Annotated in this window: 22 protein-coding genes; 15 read left to right on the forward strand and 7 right to left on the reverse strand. The window is 39.3% G+C overall.

Annotated features, from left to right (window positions below; all coding sequences use genetic code 11):
• Positions 1–4: 4 nt before the first annotated feature.
• On the forward strand, positions 5–3,439 hold the full coding sequence (locus tag AC27E9_RS01110; protein WP_487126452.1) for a hybrid sensor histidine kinase/response regulator: 3,435 nt from the start codon (positions 5–7) through the stop codon (positions 3,437–3,439).
• A 35-nt stretch (positions 3,440–3,474) separates the two neighbouring features.
• Here AC27E9_RS01110 and AC27E9_RS01115 read toward each other — a convergent pair whose 3' ends face one another.
• The 4 genes from AC27E9_RS01115 to coaBC all read right to left on the reverse strand — a co-directional run bounded on the left by AC27E9_RS01115 (position 3,475) and on the right by coaBC (position 7,811).
• Entirely contained in the window at positions 3,475–4,134 is a 660-nt protein-coding gene (locus AC27E9_RS01115) for a response regulator (protein ID WP_487126454.1), read from the reverse strand.
• 191 nt (positions 4,135–4,325) lie between these two features.
• Complete coding sequence (locus tag AC27E9_RS01120; protein WP_487126456.1) at positions 4,326–5,798, reverse strand: aminoacyl-histidine dipeptidase; 1,473 nt, start codon at positions 5,796–5,798, stop codon at positions 4,326–4,328.
• Between the two features lie 71 nt (positions 5,799–5,869).
• Positions 5,870–6,454 carry a nucleoid occlusion factor SlmA gene (gene slmA, locus AC27E9_RS01125; RefSeq protein ID WP_487126458.1) on the reverse strand — a complete coding sequence of 195 codons (585 nt, stop codon included), beginning with the start codon at positions 6,452–6,454 and terminating at the stop codon, positions 5,870–5,872.
• Between the two features lie 115 nt (positions 6,455–6,569).
• Positions 6,570–7,811 carry a bifunctional phosphopantothenoylcysteine decarboxylase/phosphopantothenate--cysteine ligase CoaBC gene (coaBC, locus tag AC27E9_RS01130; RefSeq protein WP_487126460.1) on the reverse strand — a complete coding sequence of 414 codons (1,242 nt, stop codon included), beginning with the start codon at positions 7,809–7,811 and terminating at the stop codon, positions 6,570–6,572.
• Positions 7,812–8,158: 347 nt separating this feature from the next.
• On the opposite strand from coaBC, the gene radC reads away from it, so the two are divergent.
• The 7 genes from radC (at position 8,159) to AC27E9_RS01165 (ending at position 13,139) form a co-directional block, all read left to right on the forward strand.
• Positions 8,159–8,839 (forward strand): RadC family protein, encoded by a 681-nt coding sequence (radC, locus tag AC27E9_RS01135; protein ID WP_487126462.1) that lies wholly within the window; start codon positions 8,159–8,161, stop codon positions 8,837–8,839.
• A gap of 38 nt (positions 8,840–8,877) precedes the next feature.
• Positions 8,878–9,201 (forward strand): PilZ domain-containing protein, encoded by a 324-nt coding sequence (locus AC27E9_RS01140; RefSeq protein WP_487126464.1) that lies wholly within the window; start codon positions 8,878–8,880, stop codon positions 9,199–9,201.
• A 74-nt stretch (positions 9,202–9,275) separates the two neighbouring features.
• The gene (locus AC27E9_RS01145; RefSeq protein WP_487126466.1) at positions 9,276–9,944 is read left to right on the forward strand and encodes an AAA family ATPase; all 669 of its coding nucleotides are present in this window, start codon (positions 9,276–9,278) and stop codon (positions 9,942–9,944) included.
• Positions 9,931–10,317, forward strand: a complete 387-nt coding sequence (locus tag AC27E9_RS01150) for a hypothetical protein (RefSeq protein WP_487126468.1) — start codon at positions 9,931–9,933, stop codon at positions 10,315–10,317. The genes AC27E9_RS01145 and AC27E9_RS01150 overlap by 14 nt, the downstream gene beginning before the upstream one ends.
• Positions 10,318–10,555: 238 nt before the next feature.
• Positions 10,556–10,792 (forward strand): 50S ribosomal protein L28, encoded by a 237-nt coding sequence (gene rpmB, locus AC27E9_RS01155; RefSeq protein WP_159822134.1) that lies wholly within the window; start codon positions 10,556–10,558, stop codon positions 10,790–10,792.
• 9 nt (positions 10,793–10,801) lie between these two features.
• Positions 10,802–10,957 carry a 50S ribosomal protein L33 gene (gene rpmG / locus AC27E9_RS01160; RefSeq protein ID WP_033078277.1) on the forward strand — a complete coding sequence of 52 codons (156 nt, stop codon included), beginning with the start codon at positions 10,802–10,804 and terminating at the stop codon, positions 10,955–10,957.
• A 289-nt stretch (positions 10,958–11,246) separates the two neighbouring features.
• Entirely contained in the window at positions 11,247–13,139 is a 1,893-nt protein-coding gene (locus AC27E9_RS01165) for a metallophosphoesterase family protein (RefSeq protein WP_487126470.1), read from the forward strand.
• 116 nt (positions 13,140–13,255) lie between these two features.
• Here the strand turns inward: AC27E9_RS01165 and AC27E9_RS01170 are convergent, their stop codons facing one another.
• Positions 13,256–14,992, reverse strand: a complete 1,737-nt coding sequence (locus AC27E9_RS01170; protein ID WP_487126472.1) for a DUF885 domain-containing protein — start codon at positions 14,990–14,992, stop codon at positions 13,256–13,258.
• Positions 14,993–15,105: 113 nt separating this feature from the next.
• On the opposite strand from AC27E9_RS01170, the gene AC27E9_RS01175 reads away from it, so the two are divergent.
• From AC27E9_RS01175 to AC27E9_RS01190, 4 genes are all read left to right on the forward strand, one after another.
• Positions 15,106–15,603, forward strand: coding sequence for a hypothetical protein (locus tag AC27E9_RS01175; protein WP_487126474.1), 498 nt, complete (start codon positions 15,106–15,108; stop codon positions 15,601–15,603).
• Positions 15,604–15,662: 59 nt separating this feature from the next.
• Positions 15,663–16,559, forward strand: coding sequence for an ATP-grasp domain-containing protein (locus AC27E9_RS01180; protein WP_487126476.1), 897 nt, complete (start codon positions 15,663–15,665; stop codon positions 16,557–16,559).
• Position 16,560: 1 nt separating this feature from the next.
• Positions 16,561–17,436 (forward strand): bifunctional DNA-formamidopyrimidine glycosylase/DNA-(apurinic or apyrimidinic site) lyase, encoded by an 876-nt coding sequence (gene mutM / locus AC27E9_RS01185; protein ID WP_487128251.1) that lies wholly within the window; start codon positions 16,561–16,563, stop codon positions 17,434–17,436.
• Positions 17,437–17,551: 115 nt separating this feature from the next.
• Positions 17,552–18,409, forward strand: a complete 858-nt coding sequence (locus AC27E9_RS01190) for a multiheme c-type cytochrome (protein WP_487126478.1) — start codon at positions 17,552–17,554, stop codon at positions 18,407–18,409.
• A gap of 75 nt (positions 18,410–18,484) precedes the next feature.
• Here AC27E9_RS01190 and coaD read toward each other — a convergent pair whose 3' ends face one another.
• Complete coding sequence (gene coaD / locus AC27E9_RS01195) at positions 18,485–18,976, reverse strand: pantetheine-phosphate adenylyltransferase (protein WP_487126480.1); 492 nt, start codon at positions 18,974–18,976, stop codon at positions 18,485–18,487.
• Positions 18,977–19,215: 239 nt separating this feature from the next.
• Here coaD and AC27E9_RS01200 point away from each other — a divergent pair, with 239 nt between their 5' ends.
• Entirely contained in the window at positions 19,216–19,872 is a 657-nt protein-coding gene (locus AC27E9_RS01200) for a TetR/AcrR family transcriptional regulator (RefSeq protein ID WP_487126482.1), read from the forward strand.
• Positions 19,873–19,875: 3 nt separating this feature from the next.
• Here AC27E9_RS01200 and AC27E9_RS01205 read toward each other — a convergent pair whose 3' ends face one another.
• A complete protein-coding gene (locus tag AC27E9_RS01205) occupies positions 19,876–20,631 on the reverse strand; it encodes a 3-deoxy-D-manno-octulosonic acid kinase (RefSeq protein WP_487126484.1) in 756 nt (251 codons plus the stop codon).
• A 48-nt stretch (positions 20,632–20,679) separates the two neighbouring features.
• On the opposite strand from AC27E9_RS01205, the gene AC27E9_RS01210 reads away from it, so the two are divergent.
• Positions 20,680–21,768 carry a glycosyltransferase family 9 protein gene (locus tag AC27E9_RS01210; protein WP_487126486.1) on the forward strand — a complete coding sequence of 363 codons (1,089 nt, stop codon included), beginning with the start codon at positions 20,680–20,682 and terminating at the stop codon, positions 21,766–21,768.
• Between the two features lie 66 nt (positions 21,769–21,834).
• Positions 21,835–22,581 (forward strand): alpha/beta fold hydrolase, encoded by a 747-nt coding sequence (locus AC27E9_RS01215; RefSeq protein WP_487126488.1) that lies wholly within the window; start codon positions 21,835–21,837, stop codon positions 22,579–22,581.
• The last annotated feature ends 37 nt before the right edge of the window (positions 22,582–22,618 follow it).

The following is a 22,618-nucleotide window of genomic DNA, read 5'->3' on the forward strand; positions in this document are numbered from 1 at the left end:
TCTTATGTTTCCAAATTGGCAATTAGCAGGCTTAAGTTTTGCGTATATTGGCTTACTATTTATTATTGCCTACCTTGGAGATAAATATCGTCATAAGTTAGTGCGTAAAAGCCAAGCGGTAATTTATGCGCTAACGTTAGGGGTGTACTGTACATCGTGGAGCTTTCTCGGCACTACCGGGCAGGCATCAAGTAATTTTCTCTCGCATTTACCTATTTATTTAGGGCCGATATTACTGTTTATTTTTGCTTGGCCCTTTATACAACGAATAATTCGTGTCAGTTTAAAATTAAATCTCACCTCCATTGCTGATTTATTAGCAGCACGTTTTGGTAAGTCACACAACTTAGCCATTTTAGTTACTATTGTGGCATTGGTTGGCACAATGCCGTATATCGCACTGCAATTAAAAGCAATTGTTTATTCGTTTCAGCAATTGCAAGCAGAGCAAAGCTTACCTAATTGGCATTTTGGTCTTATCGTTAGTGTTGTGCTAGCAGGCTTCACCGTAGTTTTTGGAATTCGCAACATTGATGTTACTGAACGCCACCCTGGGGTTATGCTTGCTATTGCATTTGAGTCGTTGGTGAAGCTATTTGCTTTTTTATCAGTGGGGCTTTTTGTGACTTATGTTTTATTTGATTCGCCAATGGAAATCTGGCGTCGCTCTTCCGCCAATATTCAACTTGACCAACAACTTACGTTTCCGAATATAATGTCAATGTTTGCGATGTTAATTATTACCATGGCGGCATTTCTTTCGTTACCACGTCAATTTCAAGTCATGGTTGTTGAGCTCAAAGACGAAAAAGACACTTGGCTTAGCCGACGTTTATTTCCAATTTATCTACTTGTTTTTGCTATTTTTGCTGTGCCATTAGGTTTAGCAGGGCATTTATTATTAGGTGATAGCGTCCCCTCTGATGCCTATGTGTTGTTTTTACCTTGGTATCAGCATCAACCTTGGTTAACCCTGTTAACATTTTTGGGCGCTATTTCTGCCGCCAGTTCAATGGTTATTATTTCATCTATTGCCTTGAGTACTATGCTCAGCAATGAAATTGTTTTCCCTTGGCTTTACCGCGCTAAAAAGCATAACAACACTGACTATGATGATTTTCGATTACGTTTACTAACCATACGCAAAGTTTTAGTACTGTTTGTTATTTTGCTTGGCTATGGAGTTTTTCTCATGGCTTCGCCTGATACGCTAAGCTCGTTAGGTCAAATTGCTTTTGGGGCGTTTGCGCAATTATCACCAGCATTAATTGCTGCATTTTATTGGCGAAGAGCAACATTAACAGCAATTTATGGCGGTATTGTTATCGGGTTTTCAGCTTGGCTATTTTTAAACTTTATTCCTCAATTTGGTCTTTATGCTCATCCCTTTGAAGGTGGCTTTATACCGGCCAGCTCAATGGCCAGCTTACTGTCTTTATCAGCTAATATTATTTCGATGTGGCTGCTATCTCATGTAAGTAGACAAAGTGTGCAAGAGCGCATGCAAGCTTCATTGTTTATGGAGCATCAGGCGCCTAAATCGTTAAATTCTCAACGTAATAAGCAAGTTAATTACCAAGAATTAGAGTTATTGGTTTCTCGCTTTGTAGGTGAGGAAAAAGCCAGCGTAAGTTTTGCTCAATTTCAGCGTTTAACGGCAAAAAATACCTTAGGTAATATTGCATATAATCAGCAGCTTCTGCAGCACACTGAAAATACGCTTGCCAGTGTGATGGGGGCTTCATCAGCTCGTTTAGTACTTTCCTCAGCTTTAGATGGCCGTGATATTGCTTTAGATGAAATTGCGGTATTAGTTGAAGAAGCGTCGAGTCAACGACAACAATTTAGCCAAGACCTGCTACAAAGTGCCATTGAGAATGCCAGCGAAGGAATTTCAATTGTTGATAGTGATTTGAACTTAGTGGCATGGAATAAAAAGTATGTTGATTTGTTTGATTACCCAAGTGAACTTATTTATCAAGGTAGCCCGATACGAAACTTGATCCGTTTTAATGTACAGCGAGGGCTATGCGGAGTGGGTAAAATTGATCAACAAGTTAATAAACGCTTAGCGCATTTGCGTAATGGTAGCCCACATAGTTCAGAACGCGAACATAGTGACGGTAGAGTTATTCGTATAGAAGGTAACCCGCTACCAGGTGGCGGTTTCGTTATGCTGTTTTCAGATATTACTACCTATCGCCAGGCTGAGCGGGGGTTAAAGGAAGCTAATGTTGATTTGGAAACACGGGTGTTAGAACGAACTCAGAAACTAGCACAAACTAACGAAGCTTTGGCATTAGCTCGAGAAAAAGCTGAGCAAGCACACGTTAAGAAAAGTTTGTATTTAAAAGCTTGTAGTCATGACTTAATGCAACCACTAGAAGCTGCGCGATTATTTACTTCTGCTTTGGCGAGTCAAGGTAACTTAACGGACACTCAGCAACGTCAGGTTGATAATATTGATCATTCGCTTAAAGTTGCTAACGATTTAGTAGCCGATTTAGCGGAAATTGCCCGCATTGAAAGTGGCAATATTAAACCGAATATTAGCGCATTTTCCGTTAAATCATTATTTGATGATTTAGCGAAAGAGTTTTCAGCTAATGCTCTCGACCTCAACGTGGATTTTCGAGTACATTGTAATTCATTGTGGTTGCGATCTGACCGTAATTTACTGCGACGCATTTTACAGAATTTAGTTGGTAATGCTTTTCGTTATGCTAGCCCAGGTAAAGTATTATTAGGGGCTAGAATTAAAGGTGAAACGGTTGAAATTCAAGTACTGGACAATGGACCAGGGATACCAGTTGACAAACAAACTATGGTTTTTGAGCAATTTACACAGCTTGATAACCAACAAAGTACTGGCTCTGCTGGCTTAGGGCTGGGCTTGAATATCACACAAAGTTTAGCCAGATTGTTAGGCCATTCGTTAGCGCTGCAGTCAGAAGTTAGCATGGGTTGTAAATTTACTGTCGGTGTTGAACTAGCACCAGCGCAAACTGAAGCGCTGAAAGTAAAATCCAGTGGTAATATTGGTTTAAAAGGCGTAACTGTGATGTGTATTGATAATGACCCTGCAGTACTTAATGGTATGGTGGAATTATTAACGGCATGGGATTGCGATGTTATTGCGGCGAACTCCTATCATCAGGCGTTATTGCTTTACAATGATCATAAAAACGATATTGAAATACTACTTGTTGATTATCAGCTAGATCATGACTTTAACGGTATCGCCCTCATTAGCGAAATGCGAAAGCAATTAAGTCATTATATTCCGGCTATCCTGATCACCGCGACGACAGACAGTGACTTAGAAGAAAAAACCTTAGCGGCAGATATTGGCTTTATGCGCAAGTTAGTTAAACCTGCGGCGTTAAGAGCTATGATGAGTTCAATGCTAACTAAAAAACTTCAGGCTAAATACTTGTAAGAGTAAGTTTTTAATCTGAAGCTTGTAGGATTAATTTAGCTATCTTGTAATTGCACGTCGGCTATATCAAGTTGTGCAATAGCAATAACCGCTTGAGTGCGATTACGAACATCTAATTTACGAAATATTGCGGTGGCATGCGCTTTTATTGTCGCTTCTGAGACATTTAAATCATATGCAATTTGTTTATTTAGCATGCCTTGAGCGAACATCATCAAAATTCGATATTGCTGCTGCGTTAAGCTAGCAACTCGTTCAGCAATGTCGTTATTATCTTGTGTTGGCTCAGACTCATTGTAAGCTTCAGGTGTCCAAATATTACCTAGCAATACATGTTGAATCGCGTTGTAAATGTCATCCACCGGCGTTGATTTTGGAATAAAACCAGAAGCACCGTATCCCATTGCTTTATTGATGGTTTCATGATCTTCATGGGCCGACACCACTACCACAGGTATTTGTGGAAAATGATTACGTACATGAATAAGTGTATTAAACCCATGTGCGCCGGGAATGTGTAAATCTAGCAACACTAAGTCGCTATCATTATGATCGCTAAGCTGTTGTTCTAGCTCTGCAATTGTTTGTGCTTCCAACCATTGTGTTTGCGTTAGTTTTAATTTTAATGTGCCTAACAACGCTTGTCTAAATAATGGGTGATCGTCAGCTATTATAATTTTTTCTGGCTGAATCATGTCATTGTTTCCTTTAAAGAACCCCAAATTTAGTTTAGGACGTTTAACGTTATTTGTTTATTAGACTTTAGGCTAATTACGCTAACATTGATCTGGTCGACCTTTTTATTATAGGTAACTAAATAGAAAAGGTGTAGGAATGTTAGCGCAGTATAAGGGTTATACTGCGCTGAAAAGCATATTTCAATGCGTTATGATTTTTCTGGAATATTCGCTAATACTGCAACTAAAAGCTGCCAATATTGCTCAACTGTTGCGATTTGAATTTTTTCATCAGGTGAATGTGGGAATTTAATTGTCGGACCGAATGACACCATATCCCAATGCGGGTATGCGGTTTTAAATAGACCACATTCAAGTCCGGCATGAATGACCATAATTTCAGGCACTTTATTGAATAACGATTGATAAGTGTCACGCACGGTCTGCATTAATGCTGAACTTGTGTCTGGCTTCCAGCCTGGGTAAGCTCCTGAAAACTTAATGTCAGCGTTGGCTAATTGAAATACCGACTGTACTGTTGTTTGCGCGTCTAGTCGACCATCATCATGTAAACTACGAATTAAAGTCATGGCAACAAATTTATTACCTTTACTACGCATTACACCAAGGTTTAATGAAGTTTCAACAATACCTTCAATGTCGTCACTCATACGTAATACCCCGTTAGGGCAAGCGTTTAACGCTCGTAGAATTATGCTTTGAGTGTCGTTAGTCCAACACTCATCAAAGGTTTCTGGCGAAATCAGTAACATCTCAATGTCAGTTTCAATAGAACCTAGAGAATGACGAATAGTTGCTAAGTAATCCGTTAGCTTTGCTTTAAAAGCGTCAACTTGTGTTGCGCCAATAACAAAGCTCGCGTCGGCTTCACGTGGAATTGCATTACGTAAACTACCGCCATTTAATTCTGTTAGACGTAAATCAAATTCATTACTCGCGTCAAGCAAAAAGCGTACTAATAGTTTGTTTGCATTGGCGCGACCGGTGTGAATATCTACACCAGAATGACCACCTTTTAAACCTGAAATTGATAAGTTAAAAGACTCCACATCAGCTGGAGCATCTTCATATTTAATAGCAAATGTAGCTTCGCCATCGATACCACCTGCACAACCCATGTAAACTTCGCCTTCTTGCTCAGAGTCAGTGTTGATCAGTAAATCGCCCTCTAACCAACCCGCTTCAAGACCAAAAGCGCCTGTCATGCCAGCTTCTTCATCAATGGTTACTAATACTTCTAATGGACCATGTGGAATATCGTCACTGGCTAAAACGGCTAATGCTGAAGACAAGCCAACGCCATTATCAGCACCTAATGTTGTTCCTTCGGCGGTCACCCAATCACCATCTGCCTCAGTAACAATATAAGGTTTGATTGGGTCAACTAAAAAGTCGTGCTCAGTATCCGAATTTTTTTGCGGTACCATATCCATGTGAGCTTGCAAAATAACGCCTTTTCTATTTTCCATACCTTGAGTTGCTGGCTTTTTAATGATCAGGTTACCAACGGCATCTTCTTTAACACTCAGCCCTAGCTCTTTCGCCCAAGATTGGATCCAAAGTGATATTTTTTGTTCGTGTTTCGAAGGGTGTGGAATGCTGCAAATTTTTTCAAAAATTTGCCACAAAGAACTTGGTTTTAGATGTGCTAACTTACTCACGTTGTTTCCTTAAATATTTTAGATGCCAATGTTGATTGGCTTTTTGTCGACAAAGGTACTTTCAACTCAGGCTATTTGTCAGCCATTAAAAATTGCCATTGTTCATTAAAATCAGTGCTCGGTTTTTTGCTAAAATTAGAGCGTACATATTGGTTTATTTTGCCTTCAGCAAATGCCATTAAAATATTCGCTAATGCTTGTTCTGAAATAGTAAACCCTTTGCCTTCACGCAATTTACGTTCTCGTAATACCTGCTTAAATTGTGATTCAAGTTTTTCAAAAAACTGATTTACACGGGCACGTAAACGTTCATTTTCACCCATTAAGGCATCACCTGCTAGAATGCGGCACATACCGGGGTTACGCTCGGCAAAAATCAACAGTACGTGCAAAATATGATGACAACGCACTAATGCTTCTTTGTGATCGGTCAAAATGAGATTAACTCGTGAAAAAATAGACTCTTCGATAAACTCTATTAAGCCTTCGAACATACGCGCTTTGGAAGGAAAATGACGATAAAGTGCTGCTTCCGACACGCCAACTTCAGCGGCAAGTTTGGCGGTGGTGATCCGCTGTCCTGCGCCAGTTTGTAACATATGTGCAAGGCATTCTAAAATTTGTTGTTTGCGATTTGGTTTTTGAGTCGCCGGCATAAAACTGATTCTCTATTTTTGTTATTTTTTCAGAGTGACTACTGAAAAGTTAGCGTAATTGTATAGTGAGAACTGGCTGCGATTCAACAATGAACCGCGCCATTCATATCTTAGATTAACTTTTCAGTGAATTTTGATAGTTGTCTTGAATAAATTGCACTAGCTGTTTGGCAAGCTCTGCTTTATTCGTCAACGGTAAAACCTTTTCATCATTAGCAGTGAATACCGTTAAAGCGTTGTCATCACTATTAAAGCCTTGTCCTGAAGTTGCAACATTGTTGGCAGCTATCATATCTAGATTTTTTCGGGCAAGTTTGCCACGAGCGTAGTGTTCAACGTCTTGGGTTTCAGCAGCGAAACCAACCGTAAATGGTTTATTAGCCATTGCTGCAACGTCGGCAACAATATCAGGGTTTTTAATCAGGTTTAGCTGCATAGTATCTTGTGATTTTTTAATTTTTTCATTGGCTATAGTATCAAGGCGGTAATCTGCAACCGCTGCACAGGCAACGAAAATATCAGCACTTTCCGCTAATGTTGTCGCGTGTTGGTGCATTTCAATAGCACTATCAACGGCTATTTTTTGACAGTGCTCTGGTGTAGTTAAATTTACTGGTCCAGAAATAATGGTAACGTTTGCCCCGAGTGCTTGTGCGGCAGCGGCAATGGCAAAGCCCATTTTTCCTGAACTGTGATTAGAAATATAACGAACGGGATCAATGGCTTCACGTGTTGGTCCAGCAGTAATTAGCCATTGTTGTCCGGTTAATGGTTTTGCTTGTACTTTCTCTTGTGTTTTTTGTATTGGTTGTGTGAATTCTTGGCAAGTTAACGTGACTAATTCATCCACTTCTAACATGCGTCCTAAACCAACGTCACCACAGGCTTGTTCACCTGCACCTGGGCCAAATATGGCGTAATTCCATGATGTTAAGGTGTTGATATTATTTTGCGTTGCTCGGTTGTGCCACATTTGCTGGTTCATCGCAGGTGCAATGGCAATGGGAGCAGCGGTTGCTAAGCACAAGGTAGTTAATAAATCGCTCGCCATACCGGCGGCTATTTTAGCAATAATGTCAGCGGTTGCAGGTGCAATTAAGATAAAATCGGCCCACTTTGCTAACTCAATATGGCCCATCGCCAATTCTGCTTGAGTATCTAATAAGCTATCAGACACCGCGTTTGCCGACACCGCTTGCAACGTCAGTGGCGTAATAAATGCTTTAGCACCTTCGGTCATAACCACTCGTACATCAGCACCGTGGTCCTTGAGGCGACGAACTAATTCTGGTGTTTTGTAGGCGGCAATACCACCACTGATACCCAATAGGATTTTTTTACCCTGAAGAATCTGCATAAACTGCTAATCTTAATAACGACAATTGGCGATAAGATAGCATTATACCCGTGCTACTTCAAAATACGCCTTTCAGCAAGCCGAGAAAGGGTTAGCACCAAGATATTGATTGAAGAAAATAGTGATTCTATTGTCAAAATCAATAACGCCGGAGATGACCCATTATCGGCTTGCCCGCAGGGAGTTAAGCTAAAAAACCAGTTCAGCGTTGCAATGCTTGATAAGGGAATAACCATTACCTTCATATTGCGCCTTGCCCTAGTCTCTTAGCTAAACTCTGAAAATGCATTTTGAAGTAGTACGGGTATATTCACACTTTTTTAAAATCACTTTGCAAGGATGCAACTATGTTAAAAGACTGGCCTGCCTGTGAAAAACCAAGAGAAAAATTATTGCAACATGGAGCAAATAACCTTAGCGATGCAGAATTATTAGCTATTTTTCTTCGCACCGGTGTCAAAGGTTGTCACGTAGTTGACCTTGCTCGTAAGTTATTAAAAAATTTCGGCAGTATTTCGAAAATTTACCAAGCAGAACTCAATGAGTTTTGTCAGCAGCATGGCTTAGGTACAGCTAAATATGTACAACTACAAGCCTGCTTAGAGATGTCTAAGCGCTACTTAGCAGAACAGATGCAAATGGGTGAAGCACTTGCCTCTTCAGCTAGTACTAAAAATTTTCTTATTGCAGAGCTACGCAACGAAAGCCGGGAAGTGTTTGCGGCATTATTCTTAAATAGTCAGCATCAAGTAATAAAATTTCAGCGCTTGTTTTATGGCACCATTAATGCTGCAGCTGTATATCCTAGAGTAATCGTTGAAGCGGCATTAAAACACCAAGCTGGTGCCGTTATTCTTGCTCATAATCATCCTTCGGGTATTGCCGAACCTAGCATTGCTGATAATCAAATCACTGAGCGGTTAACGCAAGCCTTGGCATTAATCGATATCAAAGTCCTTGATCATATAATAGTTGCGGGTTGCCACTGTTATTCGTATGCTGAGTATGGTCGAATAAATGAACAATAATTGGTTGTATATAATCTTGCTGTAAACAAGGAGTCTCTATGAGCGTTATTGACAATACATTAGATAAAGAAGAAAACGAACGTCGACAAGCTTTTCGTATTGATATGGAAAAAGAACTTGTTGATATTGTTTGGGCCGATAACGATGGTAACGAGTGTCGCAAAAAAATTGCTTGCTTAGACTTTTCTCGCGGCGGTTTAAAAGTTGATTGTGATTGTGAAATTGCAGCAAAAACGCCAGTCACTATTATTTTTAAGGCAGCAAATCCGAATAGTCAAAAACTATTTGGGCAAGTTGTACGCTGTATCAAGCAAGATAATGGTTGGTTTGAAGTAGCCATACAGCTAACCGATTTACCTTAAATAACTGGCTGTTAATTATTGAACTATAATGAAATGGTTGTTGTATTAGTAGTAGCAAACAAGGAATTAGCAAAATGATGATTTTAGTAGGCGGGGAAAAAGGCGGTAGCGGTAAAAGCTGTCTAGCACAAAATTTAGCTGTGTATTTTGCCCGAGAGAAAAAAGCCATTGTCTTAATGGTTGATTGTGATCCGCAACGAACAACTTCTGATTGGATACAAGCACGTAATGCTGATCCTTCTTTACCTGCAATAAACTGTATTCAGTTATACGGTAAAATCCGCAATGACTTATTAAGCTTAAACCAACATTATGACTATGTAGTGGTTGATTGTGGTGGCCAAGATAATTTGGCGTTACGAGCAGCAATGTCAGTGGCAGATCATGTGGTTATTCCACTACGACCTAAGCGTCGTGACTTAAAAACCGTACCACACATGGAAGATATGCTCAGTACCTGTAAAATGGTTAACCCAAAAATGTTAGCATCATTTGTTATTACTCAATGTCCATCGCTGCCAAATCAAGCGGGGCGTATTTTAGAGGCAAAAGATGTTTGTAGTTCCTTTGGTATTAATGTATTAAATGCAGTAACGTTTAATCGAAATGTTTATGATGATAGTGAAGAGTTAGGTTCTTCTGTATTAGAAATTGAACCTGATGGAAAAGCTGCTGCAGAAATGACCGCCATAGCGCAAGAGCTATTGGCAATGAAACCGGACAACTCCCATGAGTTTAACTGATCTAAAAAAATCCAAGGATGGCCCGAAAAGGAAAAAGCAATTCACGGTAGATGAATTTATCTCTGATGCGGAAAATTATGCTCAAGGTAAACCTAAAATTGTCAGTTCTGAACAAAAAGAACTGTCTTTACAAGATGCAATTTTAGCCGCGAAAGAACACCAGAAACAGAAACAAGAAAACAAAACCGAAGGTGGTCGACGTTTTCGTCATGCCACTTTTACACTCAGTGAATCTGCTATAGAGCAGCTGCAAGAATTAGCTATTGATAGCCAATTAGCAAAGTCACATATTATTCGTATTTTGATTGATGAATTGTGTAATCAGGATCAAAAAGAAAAATTAACGAAATTATTGGCGTCTAAAATAGGCTAAAATTGCTGTAAAATTATTCGACTCGAATGATATTACAGCAAAAAACACCCCTTTTCTGACCTTCTTATTACTGTAAGTGGCTGAAATTAAATGATTTTCAAATCTATCTACTTTAAAAGTGATTAAAGCTGGTATTCGTTTTTCAGTTTCTCTATAATATGCCACCTTTTTCAGGATCCCGAGGCGACGGTCTTGGGGAAATATAGCTCGAGCTGAAATTAATTTTGGAGTGACTCACATGTCTAAAGTTTGCCAAGTAACAGGCAAAAAGCCAGTCGTAGGGAACAACCGTTCTCACGCAAGAAACGCAACACGTCGTCGTTTCTTACCAAACCTTCAATCTCACCGTTTTTGGGTTGAGAGTGAAAACCGTTTCGTTAAATTACGTTTAACTCCGAAAGGAATGCGTATTATCGATAAAAAAGGTATTGATGCAGTATTAACTGACATTCGTGCCCGTGGCGAAAAAGTTTAAGGAATTACAATGCGTGATAAAATTCGTTTAGTTTCTAGTGCTGGTACAGGTCATTTTTATACTACTGATAAGAATAAAAAGACTATGCCAGAAAAAATGGAAATCAAAAAGTTTGATCCTAAAGCACGTAAACACGTGATTTATAAAGAAGCTAAAATCAAGTAATTGATTACTTCTAATTTAAAAGCCCGGTTCTTACCGGGTTTTTTATTGCCTATCAAAAGTTAAACAGCTCGATAATTCCCTTCAATATTATATTTACTTACTTTTATCTACTCGTTGAAAGTTGTCATGATAAATTTTTCTGATATAAACTCACTATAAGAACAATAAATTGTCGCGTTGATTAATTAGTTAGCAACGTAAAGACAAAATAATAACCATTTGGCTAGCTCATAAGTCAATTTGGTAGAGTGTATTTGGAGTTATTATTAATACTTGTCATGATTTACCAGTGCTGATCGCCGGTCCAGTTTTACGGCATGTTAGCCAACAGCAGTTAACGTTTTGGTTAGTAACAAGCAAGCCCTATGCTGCGCAGTTTCAGTTGTTTTCTGATATTGAAAATTCGCCTACTCATGTCATCGATTTAGATGCGCAGCAACACCAGCAAGTGCGTATTGGTGAGCATGCAATCATTAATTTAATATCGATAGACTTTAGCCAAGCTTTACCGTTGAATCAGTTATTGGCTTATAACTTCATATTTTCCGCAGATGAACAGCAACACTCGCTGGTTGAGCTGATGCCTGAATTGTTATATCCACAGCAAAAGTATCCTAATTTTGTGATTAAATCTGACGTGAAGCAAATGCTGCATGGCTCCTGTCGTAAGCCGCACTTTGATAGCGGTGATGGATTAGTACAAGTTGACCATGTTATTGCTGACTCGGTTTCTGATGCTGAATTACGACCAGCGATGCTTATGATGTCGGGTGATCAAGTATATGCTGATGATGTTGCGGGACCGACATTGGTCGCTATTCATCAAGTAATAACATTGTTGGGTTTATATAATGAACAATGGCAAGGAACTGTCGTTAGCTCCAGTGAGGAACTATTTTCAAGCTCACTTTGCTATTATCAGCGCGATCAGCTGCTACCGCATGATACTGCTAATAAGGCAGTGTACGATAAAATTTTTGCCGCCAGTAAAAAACCAATATTCACTTCCGTGAATGCTAAAAACCATTTAGTCACGCTAGCTGAGGTGTTCGCCATGTATTTACTGACATGGTCACCGATTATGTGGCGTATGGTGGATTTAAAGTCGCATCAAGTGGCTGATGCGTTTACCGATACTTATCAGAAAGAAATGACCATTATTACACGCTTTATTGATGGTTTGTCGGTGGTTAGTCGTGCATTAGCACATATTCCAACTTATATGATTTTTGATGATCATGATATTACTGATGACTGGAATTTAACCCGTGGCTGGGAAGAGGCAGCCTACGGCCACCCATTTTCCAAACGTATTATCGGTAACACTTTAATTGGTTATTGGTTATGCCAAGGCTGGGGTAACGCGCCAGATAAATTTGTTGATTTCAATAAAAATGCCATGCAGCATTTCAATGAAAATGCATATTCACAGCAGGAACACTTAATTGATGCACTTTTGGACTGGGATCAATGGCATTATAGTTTAGCAACGAGTCCAAAAATTATTGTGCTTGATACTCGCACACAACGCTGGCGATCAGAAAGCAATGCCGGTAAGCCGTCAGGTTTAATGGATTGGGAAGCGCTATCAGAACTACAACAAGAGCTCATTAACCAACCTGAGGTAATTCTGGTATCTCCTGCGCCGATATATGGTGTGAAGATGATAGAAACAATACAGCGAGTATTTACCTTTTTAGGAAAGCCATTGGTGGTTGATGCTGAAAACTGGATGGCCCATTCTGGTACGGCGAATGTGATGCTAAATATTTTTCGCCACTATAAAACACCACCGCATTTCATCATTCTTTCTGGTGATGTACATTACTCATTCTTTTATGAAGTCACTCATAGATTTAAGCGTAATAGTTCACGCATATTCCAAATTACCTCGAGCGGCATTAAAAACCAGTTTCCTTCAGGTTTATTACGCTGGCTAGAGCGTTTGAATCGTTATTTATACGCCAGTTATTCGCCCCTGAATTGGTTTACTAAACGTAGACGTATGAAGGTGAAAGTACGTAAGCCTGATCCTGAAAGCAATAATACTTTAGTTAATCAAAGTGGTATTGGTTTAATTACCATGACTAATGACGAGCAAGTGGTTAAGGCTGAGCTGTTAACAGCAAACAATGAGCGAGTACTGTTTCATCCACTCAAGAGCCAAGAAAGCGATGAGTAGCCATTTATTACACTGAATATAGCGCACTACTTTACATAAAAATTAAAAAGGAGAAATTGTTTCAAACACTTTCTCCTCCTTAAAACTTTCACTTATCAGTAGTCTAATGGCTAAGATTATTGCTGCTTGATCCAATCCATCGTTAGCTCTTCAAGTAATGCCATAGGTAAGCTACCATTTTTCAGCATTTGGTCATGAAATGCTCGAATATCAAACTTATTACCTAATGCTTGTTCTGCTTTAGTGCGTAATTGGCGAATTTTGATTTCACCAATTTTGTATGAAAGTGCTTGTGCGGGCCAGCTGATGTAACGATCAATTTGGCCAATAACATCGGCCATGCTTAGTGCGGTATTTTCGGCTAAATAATTAATCGCCTGTTGACGAGTCCAGCCTTTAGCGTGAATACCGGTATCAACTACTAAACGACAAGCGCGCCAAGCTTCATAAGTTAAGCGACCAAAATCACTATATGGATTTTGGTAAAAACCAATTTCTTTACCTAAACGCTCAGAGTATAAGCCCCAACCTTCGCCATAAGCCGCGTGGTAAAGTGTTTTACGAAATTCTGCCATATCAACTTCTTGGGCAATAGCACTTTGAAAATGATGACCGGGCTCTGCCTCATGAAATGTTAATGCTTCTAAGGTATATAAAGGCTGACTTTTTAAATCTTTAGTATCTAAAAAGTAAGTACCCGATGTGGTGCCACTACCGTCAGAAGCAACATAATACGCACCGCCATTAGGGCTTGATTTAATATCAAACGTTGAGCGAGGTAATACTGAGAACCATTTTGGTAATTGTGCTGCCATCTTACGGGTGATGTAGCTGGCTTTTTCAACCATATCCATGGCACTGTCAGTATAAAACTGCTCATCAGTGCGCAGGAATTGAATAAAGTCTTTAAACTCGCCTTTAAAGCCAACTTCTTTAATGATTTGCTGCATTTCTTGACGAATACGTTTAACTTCATCCAAACCTATCTGATGTATTTCGTCTGCACTTAGGTTGGTGGTGGTGTAATATTCAATGAGGTACTGATAGTAGTCATCGCCGCCTTTCACGCTGCTGATACCGGCGGTTGTACGGCAGTTAGTCATATACTCTTGTGTAAAGAAGTCGTAAAACGCTTGGTATTCAGGCAACACACTGTCTTTAATTAAGCTTTTTACTTGTTGACGATATTTTGCTTGTTGTGTTGCTGAAATAGCTTTTGGCATGTTTTTCATTGGCGCGTAAAAAACACTGTCTTCAATATTATCGACCAAATGTTTGCTAATCGATTTTTCATAGCCTTTAAAACTCTCACAATAATGGGTGTGACCTAAGGCTATGGCTTGCTTCATATCAACAATATGCTCTTGGTTGTATCGAGGATAATCTGCCAAACTAATTAGGTATTTGCTATAGTCTTTCTCGGTTAGAAACGACATGTTAGCTGGTGCACCGGCAAAATAACTATGGAAGCCTGAATAATATGTTAATGGATACAGGTGATCTTGAAACTGATAACTTTTTGCTTCTGCTTCGCGCTCGTATTTAAATAAGCGATAAGTCACTTGGTCGGCAGCAGGTAATTTATCGACATCAATATTTGCCATGCGCGCTAACAATTCATTGTTATATTTTGAGCGACGTTCGCGACCTTTTGCCGATATTTTTGGTAGTTTTCCGTTCATACGAAAGGTATCAGGGTCTTTACGGAAGAATATTTGTTCTTTGTTGGCCGTTTGCCAATGTTCGTCAAGTAACTGATTAAATTGCTCACTTGCTTGGTTGGCAAAGGTACTTGCTGCACCGAATAAGCTACTGAGCAAAATTATGCCAGCACTTAATTGTTTTAGTTTCATAGGAATGCCTTACGTTGGGTAGGTATTTTTATTGGCAATAGTGTAAAGCGAAGTACAATTAAGCTCAATTTTTTCGTATGATGATCACCCAAGTAAATGCTTAATGTTGTGCCATGATCAAATTATCAAAAACCGGTTGGAATAATGTCATTATCTTCGCGGTAATGGGGTTTATTTTATTAATTAATGCCACTCATGAAAATGTTTATGCTCCGAGTGAAGCAAGGGATGCAAGTCATCAAAAAAATGTTGCGCTAATTGGCGAGCAACAAGTCATTTTAACCTTAACAATACCTAACACTGTAGTTGTTGAACGCATTGGGCGCACTTGGCGAGCAACACCTGCTAATATATCAGGGCAGGCGTTAGAGCAAATGATGATGTCGTGGCAACAAAGTAGCGCAGACGTTATGGTACAAGCGCCTGAGGTTGATCGACAATTTTCACTAGATGTACAACTCGATATTGCTGGCGTAGCCGAGCCATTACAATTTAATGTTTATGCTACAGAACAACAATTATTAGTTTTTAACCAAGCAACACAGCAATGGCTCGCATTACCTATTGAGCTTTATAACCAGCTATTTCCGAAAGAAATTTTTATTAATTAAGTAATTTAAACGACTGTAACTTCAGTCAGTAACCATATTCACAAGAGGCAAGTAAATTTATGAGAAAATGTGCAATTTTATCGATGGACAGTTTGGCTGATTTTGAAGTCTATGATTACTTGATTGACCAGCCAATGCATGCGTTAGGTTGGCAAACAGAGATAGTTTCATGGCGTAACCAAAGTGTTAATTGGTCTGATTATGAAGTGGTTATCATCCGTAGCCCATGGGATTATCAAGATGACATGGCGAGCTTTGTTGACGTACTTAGCAATATTGAACAATCAAGTGCTCAGTTAGAAAATAGCTTGGCTGTGGTCAAATGGAATATTAATAAAGATTACTTAAAAAGCTTAGAAAGCGATGGTGTGACGATTGTACCAACACTTTGGCCGGAAACATTTGATGCTAGCAAAATGGCAGGATATTTTACTCATTTTGATACCGAACAAATTGTACTTAAACCGCGAGTGAGTGCAAATGCTGACAATACTTTCTGGCTCACCAAAGACAACTACCAAGATAAAACTTCTGAACTACAAACAGCATTTTCCGATCGTGAATTAATGGTGCAACCTTTTATGGCTGATATTTGCCAAGAAGGTGAGTTTTCATTGTTTTATTTTAATGGTCAGTTAAGTCATACCATTTTAAAAACACCAGCAAAAGGTGATTTTCGAGTACAAGAAGAACATGGTGGTGGCTTGTTAGCAGTAAGTCCTGAGCCAGCACTACAAGCTGCTGCTAATGAAACTATGCAGGCAATTAGCAAGCTTCATGGTGAATTACTTTTTGCACGAATTGACTTTGTTCGACATCAAGATGCGTTTGCGCTAATGGAAGCAGAACTGATTGAACCGTCGTTATATTTCAATATGGACGCTGAATCTCCTCAACGTTTTGTTGATGCATTCGCAGCTCGCATTGCAGCTCAATCAAGCAAAGGTACTGTTTGAAATGCCTGAGTTGCCAGAGGTAGAAGTATGCCGGCTAGGTATTACTCCACATATTGCGGGGCGAAAAGTTGAAAATGTAGTGGTACGTAATGGCAAGTTACGTTGGCCTATTCCTGACGAGGTGCATAGCGTCGTCGGTAAAAGCTTAGAAAAAATTGAACGCCGTTCAAAATACTTGTTGTTACGATTTTCTAGCGGCACCTTACTACTACATCTAGGGATGTCAGGCTCAGTGCGGATTTTGGAGCAAGGCACGCCTGAGGTTAAGCATGATCATTTTGAAATGCTCTTTGACAATGAAAAAATGCTTAGATTAAACGACCCTCGACGCTTTGGTGCGGTGTTATGGTTTCCTGAGCATGTTGACCAGCAAGGCTTGTTAACTAAATTAGGGCCTGAACCATTGAGTGATGATTTTAGCTATGGGCATTTATTTACCAAAGCTACAAATCGCAAAGTGCCTATTAAAACTTTTCTCATGGATAATCATGTGGTGGTGGGCGTTGGTAATATTTACGCCAATGAATCTTTGTTTATTGCCAGTATTCATCCTGCGACACCAGTTAATTGTATTAGCGAAGAAAAACTCAATGAACTTACCGACATTATTAAGCAAGTGTTGGCGGCCGCTATTGAACAAGGTGGTACAACGCTGAAAGATTTTACGCAAGCAGATGGTAAACCAGGATATTTCGCTCAAAAGCTTTTTGTTTACGGGCGTGCAGGTGAAAAATGTGATGGTTGCCAGACGGTGTTGGAAGAAATTCGACAGTCTAATCGCAGTTCAGTATTTTGCCCGCAATGCCAAGTATTACCTAAGCAAAAAGCAAAGCAAACAACAAAACTAAAAGCTAAGGTAATCAGGAAAAAAAATTAGCATTACGCACGTTAACGACAAGAGGTTTTTTGCGCCTGATCAACTGCTTATTTACATTGTTAGTATACAATTATTGATATGTTGCATGTATGTCTAACTATTGGAAATAGCAAAAATGAATCGATGGATTTACTTTATTGTTCTGCAAATCATTATTGCACTTGTCATCGCAGGTATTGTTTATAAGCATGACGATAAGGCGGTTATTGTTAAAACACCGCCAAAAACGCTAGCACAATGGTATAAGCCTGAGAATAAACGTCAGGTTTGGCTGCATAATATGTTTAAGTTGCGCCGAGAAATGCAAGCCGTTACTTTTTATGCTGAGCAAGAAGATAATCAGCATTTGCAAAAATGGGCTCAATCTTTGGGCGAGCATTATCTTAAAATTGCTGAAATGGTACCTAGCTGGGATAACAAGCTTGATAAGACAACCCTGTCAAATTTAATGGCGAGTGTTGCAGAGCAAAATTATTCCAAGGCGTTAACCGCAGTGAATAGTCTACAAGACAGCTGTGACTCATGTCATGATGATTATCAAGCACTTACCGCATTAACCTACCGAACACCTGACTTTTCTAAAATTGAAGTAACGCCTGATTTAAATTTTAACAGTCATATGAAAACGCTGATCACGCAAGTTAATCAAATTAAAATAGCGTCTGAAGATGGCATGACTGATTTAGCATTAGCCTCACTCGGCGATCTTAAACAAGGCATGGATGAACTTGGAAAAGTATGTACGGACTGTCACAAAAAAGATAAAAAGCCTTACCCTAATCAGCAAATGAATAATACTCTGATAAGTTTAGAAAGTAGTTTGAAAACAGGCACCCTTAAAGAGCAAGGTCGAGATTTAGGTACGTTGGCTGTGTTGGCATGTGCGCGCTGCCATGGTACCCATAGAATAGCCTCAGGCGCTAAGAACCTCTTAACTCGAGAACAAAGCTTAGCTGAATTACTAAAGCATTAGCAGTTATTACTGCAAAATAATTAATATGCGAAGGAGGTGTGTTGCTAAATACCTCCTGAGTTATGTTGTAGCTGGTTATTTTTTATCTTGTTGTAATGCGATTTCAAGAGCTTGTTTAACCACAGGATGCACAAATTGGCTAACGTCACCATTATGTAGTGCAACTTCTTTTACTAAAGTAGAGGAAATAAAAGAGTTTTCTTCCGCGGGGGTTAAAAATACCGACTCTAAATCTGGTGATAAACGACGGTTCATGTTGGCTAATTGAAATTCATATTCAAAATCGGAAACTGCGCGTAAACCCCGAATTAGCACATTTGCTTGATGCGTTTTGGCAAAATCAACTAATAGGCCACTAAAACCCACCACTGTAACATTCGGTAAGTGTTGAGTTACTGCTTCTAGCAATTCAACACGTTTGGCTAAATCAAAACGTGGCTTTTTACTTGGGCTTGCAGCTATTCCAACAATAACCTCACCAAATAAACGACTTGCTCGTTCGATTAAATCGGCATGACCATTAGTTACAGGATCAAAGGTTCCAGGGTAAATTGCTTTTACAGACATAATGTTAAACGACTTTAGTAATAATAAAGTCTATTGTAATAGTTGCGCTAATTAAATTCAAAAGCCATTTTAAGCGCAAAGAGAAAACAAAACTTTGCTGAGCAAACAGCGCTAGAATGGTCGTTTGCAAGACTTCAGATGAATGTTGGCTAAAGTATTTACTCGAAATGCTTTAATTTTGGCTAATTTTGATAGTATGATAGAAAAATCTATGTCAATAAATACGAGAAGTAGTATCGATGAAAACTCGGGATAAAATAATTCAAGCCAGTATTGCATTATTTAATGATCAAGGTGAACGTAATGTTACCACTAACCACATTGCTGCCGATCTTGGCATTAGCCCAGGGAATCTTTATTACCATTTCCGTAACAAAGAAGACATTATTCTCTCTATCTATGAAGAATACGCCCGTAACTTACTGATAGAAACCATGCCGGAAGTTAGTCCTGATGTAAAACCACTTGATGCCATTATTTTATATATGGACGTGGTGTTTCAGGCGATGATGAAGTTTCGCTTTTTCTACAGTAATTTGCCTGTACTATTGGCGAAAAACCCATTGTTGCATGATAAATATGTAGAAGTGCAAGGCTTTATTGCACAACGGGTAAGTGAGTTGTTACTTTCGCTACGTGATGCAAATATGATGGAGTTTGCTGACGAAGATTTGGCTGATATTGTTAGTATTCTACGTTTAGTGAATACTTTTTGGTTAAGTTTCTATCAAACGCAAAATAACGATACAGAAATTAATGATGCGGTATTTTATCAAGGCGTTTTGAAAATATTAGTCATTATTCAGCCGTATATCAGCGACTCTGCACGTAATGAGTTTTTGGAAGCTCGCGCTATGTATCGCCAACGCTGTCAAGATAGCTTAAACGCGGCCTAACCTTTAAAGCTGGTAACCGTTTAATAACGCTTGCCAGTTTTCTTCTTGCCATTGAAAGTTAGCAACCCTGTTCACTTCTTTGCGGAATGAACGTAATAATCTTGCCATATTCTCTTCGGGCCATTTATTTTTATGCGATCGTTGCTCGCCTTGGTCGAAATCAATTAGCCAAACTTTCTTGTTTTCATCTACTAAAATATTGTGAGCATTTAAGTCATGATGATAAATGCCCTGCTGATGAAACGCTTTAATAACTTTACCAATTTGCTGCCAAAGTGTGTCATCTATCGTTTTTTTACTCAATATACCAACTAAGTCGTTAGCATTTTCAATACGTGATGATAATAAATCGGCACGATAAAATAGGCCTTTTTTAATTACACGAAAAGCTACAGGCTTTGGTGCAGGCAAACCTAATGAACGCATGGCTTTTAATAAGGAAAACTCGCGCGCTGCACGGGTTTTTTCGATACCTGTAAAGAAATATTGATCATTAATTACTTTACCAATTAAGCCACCACGAAAGTAATGGCGTAATACCCAATTGCTCGCCTCACTTTTTGCATTCTCTGTGGCAATAAACCAAGTTGTACCGCGTCCCTGCGCGCTGCCAACAATGGCATTTTTTTCTTGCCAGTACTCACCATCGAGCATCTTAGGTGAAAATGTGCCAATTTCCGTATTGTCGTATTGGCAATAAACATTGCCTTTTTGGAAAGTTTCTTGCTGGCAGGGTTTTACAATTGCAGGCTGGTTCAAGATAATAGACCTATATTTTATATCTGCTCCTATTGTGGTGATTCCTTTATGCTGGGTCAATTATCTGTGCCAAAAAATTTATGTTTATTACGTCTTTCCGCTATTGGAGACGTGTGCCATGCCGTTGCTATGGTTCAAAATATTCAGCGACAGTGGCCTGAAACTAAAATCACGTGGGTTATTGGTAAGGTTGAAGCGAGCTTGCTTGCAGGTATGGCAGGCGTAGAGTTCGTCATTTTTGATAAACGCGCGGGTTTAAAAGGTTATCGAGATTTACGACAACAACTAAAAGGCCGTAATTTTGATGTACTGCTACATATGCAGGTGGCACTGCGCGCGAGTATTGCCAGTTTATGTATTCCTGCAAAAGTAAAAATTGGCTTTGATAGCCAAAGAGCAAAAGAAGCACAATGGTTGTTTACTAATAAAAAAATTGCCGCACAAGCCGAACCACATGTGTTAGATGGCTTTATGGGTTTTGCACAAGCACTTGATTTAGAGGTTACGCCGCCATTGTGGCAAATGCCAATAACTGATAATGACCAATTATGGGCAAGTGAGAAATTAAGCAGTAATAATTCCACCAATAAACCGATTGCGGTTATTTGCCCAGCAGCAAGCAAAGCAGAGCGCAATTGGCATGCTGAAGGTTATTCGCAAGCTGCTGAACATTTGAGTAAACGTGGTTTTAAAGTCGTTATTTGTGGTGGCCCAACAACCATGGAAAAGTTACTAGCGGAAGCCATTATTAGTCGCAGTGAGTTTAGCTTTGATGAAAATGAAATACTCAACTTGGTTGGTGAAACTAGCCTTAAGCAATTACTCGCAGTATTAAAAATTGCCCACTTAGTGATTGCCCCTGACACTGGTCCCGCACACATGGCCGTTACCGTTGGTACACCTGTTGTTGGTTTATACGCTCATAGCAACCCAAAACGCACAGGTCCATATTTATACCCTCAGTACGTTGTAAGTGCTTATGAATCTGCGATACAACTACAATATAACCGAAGTGCTAATAACGTGACGTGGGGAACACGTGCTAAAGGTAAAGATTTAATGATGCAAATTAGTATTGCTGAGGTCAATAAAACGGTCGATCGCTTAATCGCTGATAACTATAGCGAACTTGTTTAATCGAAATGAGATTTTAGTAGCAAATATAAGGACGTTATTATCCATACCAGATCACAGCGCTTAAACTTGTCTAGTGGGCAGGTTTTTGTAAAGCATTGGCTACCGGATAAACTAATTTCTAATACGCCTATTATTTTATTACATGATTCACTCGGTAGTGTTGAATTATGGAAAACCTTCCCCGAACAATTAGCCAAGCATTTTTGTCGCCAAGTTATTGCCTATGACCGTATAGGGTTTGGGCAATCTTCATCTTTGCATGAATTGCCTTCAATTGACTTTATTGCTAAGGAAGCTTGCCACTACTTTCCGCAAATTAAGCAACGACTTAACCTAGAAAATTACGTTTTAATAGGGCACAGTGTTGGTGGTGCTATGGCTATTAACATTGCCGCATCTGATACAGATTGTTGCACAGCTATCACTATATCTGCGCAAGCATTTGTTGAAGATATTACTCTTCAAGGTATAAAGGTAGCTAAAGAGAATTTTAAACAACCAGGGCAAATTAAGCGTTTAGAAAAATGGCATGGCAGCAAGGCTAAATGGGTTTTAGAGGCATGGATTAAGGTTTGGTTATTGCCGGAGTTCTCAAGCTGGAGTTTAGAGGGCTGTATTGGACGGGTTACATGTCCTGTGCTGGCAATTCATGGTGATAGCGATGAATTTGGTTCAAGTGCTTTTCCCGAGTATATTGCTAGCCATGTTAGTGGCAGATCAGAAATGCTCCTTCTACCTGATTGTGGACATATGCCACATAAAGAAAAAGTCACCGAAGTAATTGAAGGTATTGATAAATTCTTAGGTTGTTAATTCTCAATATTTAAGTGGCACTAATATTTTTAAAGTA

The sequence above is a fragment of the Colwellia meonggei genome (assembly GCF_057537295.1).